We start from the raw sequence: 4,173 nt of genomic DNA on the forward strand, positions 1-4,173 counted from the left end.
ATCCCCGGCCCCCCGCAGGCCCCCCCCCCCCCCCCCCCCCCCCCCCCCCCCTCCCCCCCCCCCCCCCCCCCCCCCCCCCCCCCCCGGGGCGTGCTGCCGCACCGGCTGCCCGCCTGGGCGCGCAAGCAGTTCCCCGACCAGAACCTGGCCATGATGGAGGCCCAGCCCTCCGGCGTGCGGCTGGCCTTCCGCACCCGCGCCACGGCCGTGGAGCTGGACGTACTCCCCACGAAGACGGTCTACCGGGGCGGCCCGACCAGGCCGGACGGCGTGTACGACCTGATCGTCGACGGCCGGCTCGCCGACCGGACGAGCGTGGCCGGCGGCAACCTCCACACCATCGACATGGCCACCTGGGCGGCGACCACCATTCCCGGCGCGCCGGGCACCGCCCGGTTCGCCGAACTGCCCGCCGGGGTCAAGGACGTCGAGATCTGGCTCCCGCAGACGGAGATCACCGAGGTGATCGCCCTGCGCACCGACGCCCCGGTCGAAGCCGCGCCGGACCTCGGCCGCCGCGTGTGGCTGCACCACGGCAGTTCGATCAGCCACGGCACCACCGCCGAGAGCCCGACCGGGACCTGGCCGGCGGTGGCCGCCGGCCGCGTCGGCGTGCAGTTGGTCAACATGGGGTTCGGCGGCAACGCCCTGCTCGACCCGTTCGTCGCGCGCGCCATGCGCGACACCCCCGCGGACCTGATCAGCGTCAAGATCGGCATCAATCTGGTCAACACCGACCTGATGCGGCTGCGCGCCTTCGGCCCGGCGGTGCACGGCTTCCTCGACACGATCCGCGAAGGCCACCCGACCACGCCGCTGCTGGTGGTCTCCCCCGTCCTCTGCCCCATCCAGGAGGACACCCCGGGCCCCCTCGTGCCGGACTTCGAGGGCGGGAAGCTGAGCTTCCGGGCCACGGGCGACCCCTCGGACCCCGGCCGGCTGACGCTCCGCGTCATCCGGGACGAGCTCTCCCGCATCACCGCCGCGCGGGCGGCCGACGACCCGAACCTGCACTACCTCGACGGCCGCTCGCTCTACGGCGAGGCGGAGTTCGCCGAGCTGCCGCTGCCCGACGCGCTCCACCCGGACCCCGCCGGCCTCCGCCGCATCGGCGAGCGCTTCGCCGAGCTGGCCTTCGGCCCCGGCGGGCCGTTCGCCGAGGCAGCCGCCCAGGCCTGAGGCGGGCTGCGCCCCGGCCCGCCGCCGTCAGCCCGCCCGGGCGGTGCCCAGTCGGCGGCGGGCCGTCGGGATCCAGACGGCCCCGCCCGGCCCCAGCCACAGGGAGAGCGTCCCGACGGGCGGGCGCCACACGAGCCCCGGACGCAGTACACGGCCGTCCGGCAGCACGATCCGCGACAGCGGCAGCCGCAGCCGCCGCGCCACCCCCGTCGGCGCCACCCGGGGCCCGCGGCTCCGGACGACCTCCGCCTCGTACGCCACCCAGCCCGGCCCCTGCTCCGAGGACAGCGCCCGCCGCACGCGCCGGACGGCGTACAACTCCCGCACGCCGAGCCCCACCGGGCACAGCAGCACCCCCAGCCACACCCCCGCCAGCCACAGCGGCCGGGCCAGCAGCCCTCCCACCACCGCAGGCCAGCAGAACACCGGCAGCAGGCACAGCAGCAGCGCATCACGCCGCCACTCGCCCAGCTCGGCCGCCAGGCACGCGGGCGCGGGCGGGCCGCTCACCGCGGGCGATCCCGGCGGACCACAGATCACCGCTGGTGCGGAAGCCTGAGGGCCCAGGCCCCGGGCCGCAGGGTCCAGGTGCGCCGCCGGACCGGGCCGGTGACCGCGGCGTCGGCGCGGTAGCGGAAGTCCGCGCCCGACACCGTCACGGTGCCGGCCCGCGTGCGCACCACCGAGCCGGGGCCCCTGCCCATGCGGACGACCACCTCGGCGAGGCCGTCACCCTCCCGCGGGGTCACGGAGACGTCCTCCACCAGCCGGTCCACGTCCGCGAGGACCACCCCGTCGGCCTCCACCCGCAGCCGGTGCCCGGCGCCGGACGCGCCGGAGCCCCCGGACGCACCGGATGCACCGGCCTCCTCGCCCGTCGGCGGCCGCACGAGGGTGCGTACCAGCGAGCGGTACGCGCTCCACACCGACGGCCCCGCCGGACGGGGTACCGGCCGTACGGGTGGAATGCTGAGCCCGCCCAGCACCACCCCGTCGCTGTCGTCGACCAGCAGGTCCCGCATGCCGACGGTGCCGTCCAGGACCGCCCGCGCGGCCGAGACGGCCGACAGCGGCACCCCCAGCGCCCTCGCCAGCACCAAGGATCCCGGCTGCCCCACGGGGATCAGCGAAACCACCCCGTCGGACAGGGCCCGCTCCCGGTGCAGCAGCCCGACGGCCCGTACGAGCGCCCGGTCGTCGCCGACGATCACCGGCTGGCGATGGCCCCGGCGGGCGAGGGCCCGCGCAAACTCCTCCTGCGAATCCGGGAGGCAGATTTTCGCCGTTGCTCCCGCTGACAACACATCTTTCGCGATCCGCACGGACTCGCCGTCAAGACGGCGGGCGACCGGGTCGACGAGCACGAGCAGGGCGCCTACCGGCGCGCCCGCTTGGCTCATGGTGGGCTCTGGAGCCGACACCTCGGTCCTTCCTCGGGTAGCATCTTTGTGCAAGAGGCCCTTGCGCTATTGCGCCAGGGCCTTCGTCTATTCCGGGGTACCGGTCCGACGGCTCAGCCTGCGGTGTACATCGTCGTACGCCCCCTGACCTTGGACATGCCCCATCCGGAAGAGGTGTACGCCTGTGCCCGCTCTTGTGCTGCTCGGAGCTCAGTGGGGTGACGAGGGCAAGGGAAAGGCCACCGACCTGCTCGGTGGATCCGTTGACTATGTGGTGCGCTACCAGGGCGGCAACAACGCCGGCCACACGGTCGTCGTAGGCGACCAGAAGTACGCACTGCACCTTCTCCCTTCCGGCATCCTCTCCCCCGGATGCACCCCGGTCATCGGCAACGGTGTCGTCGTCGACCCCGCCGTCCTGCTCTCCGAGCTGCGCGGCCTGAACGAGCGCGGCATCGACACCTCCAAGCTGCTCATCAGCGGCAACGCGCACCTGATCACGCCGTACAACGTCACCCTCGACAAGGTCGGCGAGCGCTTCCTCGGCAAGCGCAAGATCGGTACGACCGGCCGCGGCATCGGCCCGACCTACGCGGACAAGATCAACCGCGTCGGCATCCGGGTCCAGGACCTGTACGACGAGTCGATCCTCACCCAGAAGGTCGAAGCGGCGCTGGAGGGCAAGAACCAGCTCCTCGCGAAGCTGTACAACCGCCGCGCGATCGAGGCCTCCGCGATCGTCGAGGAGATGCTCCAGTACGCGGACCAGATCAAGGGCTACGTCGCCGACACCACCCTGATCCTCAACAACGCGCTGGACGAGGACAAGGTCGTGCTCTTCGAGGGCGGCCAGGGCACCCTGCTCGACGTGGACCACGGCACGTACCCCTTCGTGACCTCCTCGAACCCGACCGCGGGCGGCGCCTGCACGGGTACGGGTGTCGGCCCGACGAAGATCAGCCGCGTCATCGGCATCCTCAAGGCCTACACCACGCGTGTGGGTGCGGGCCCGTTCCCGACCGAGCTGTTCGACGAGGACGGCGAGGCCCTGCGCCGCATCGGTGGCGAGCGCGGTGTGACCACCGGCCGCGACCGTCGCTGCGGCTGGTTCGACGCCCCGATCGCGCGTTACGCGACCCGCGTCAACGGCCTGACGGACTTCTTCCTCACCAAGCTCGACGTGCTGACCGGCTGGGAGCAGATCCCGGTCTGCGTCGCGTACGAGATCGACGGCAAGCGCGTCGAGGAGCTCCCGTACTCGCAGACGGACTTCCACCACGCGAAGCCGATCTACGAAAACCTCCCCGGCTGGTCCGAGGACATCACCAAGGCCAAGACCTTCGCGGACCTCCCGAAGAACGCCCAGGCGTACGTCAAGGCCCTTGAGGAGATGTCGGGCGCCCCGATCTCCGCGATCGGCGTCGGCCCCGGCCGCACCGAGACGATCGAGATCAACTCGTTCCTGTAGGCCCTGACCCGGCAGGAACAACCTGAACAACCCCGAGGGGGGGGGGGGGGGGGGGGGGGGGGGGGGGGGGGGGGGGGGGGGGGGGGGGGGGGGGGGGGGGGGGGGGGGGGGGGGGGGGTGAGGGGC

The 4,173-nt window shown here is 73.6% G+C and carries 4 protein-coding genes; 2 read left to right on the plus strand and 2 right to left on the minus strand.

What is annotated here, in order from left to right; all coding sequences use genetic code 11:
• Positions 1 to 1,179 (plus strand): SGNH/GDSL hydrolase family protein, encoded by a 1,179-nt coding sequence (locus ACZ7GJ_RS14985; protein WP_470751851.1) that lies wholly within the window; start codon positions 1 to 3, stop codon positions 1,177 to 1,179.
• A gap of 27 nt (positions 1,180 to 1,206) precedes the next feature.
• Here ACZ7GJ_RS14985 and ACZ7GJ_RS14990 read toward each other — a convergent pair whose 3' ends face one another.
• Together ACZ7GJ_RS14990 and ACZ7GJ_RS14995 are read right to left on the minus strand one after the other, a co-directional pair.
• Entirely contained in the window at positions 1,207 to 1,689 is a 483-nt protein-coding gene (locus tag ACZ7GJ_RS14990) for a hypothetical protein (protein WP_470751853.1), read from the minus strand.
• A 26-nt stretch (positions 1,690 to 1,715) separates the two neighbouring features.
• Positions 1,716 to 2,579 carry a diacylglycerol kinase gene (locus ACZ7GJ_RS14995; protein WP_470751855.1) on the minus strand — a complete coding sequence of 288 codons (864 nt, stop codon included), beginning with the start codon at positions 2,577 to 2,579 and terminating at the stop codon, positions 1,716 to 1,718.
• 184 nt (positions 2,580 to 2,763) lie between these two features.
• Here ACZ7GJ_RS14995 and ACZ7GJ_RS15000 point away from each other — a divergent pair, with 184 nt between their 5' ends.
• Positions 2,764 to 4,047: an adenylosuccinate synthase gene (locus ACZ7GJ_RS15000; RefSeq protein WP_365923528.1), complete on the plus strand. Its 1,284-nt coding sequence runs from the start codon at positions 2,764 to 2,766 to the stop codon at positions 4,045 to 4,047.
• Positions 4,048 to 4,173 lie beyond the last annotated feature (126 nt).

The organism is Streptomyces sp. NPDC037242 (assembly GCF_055604165.1).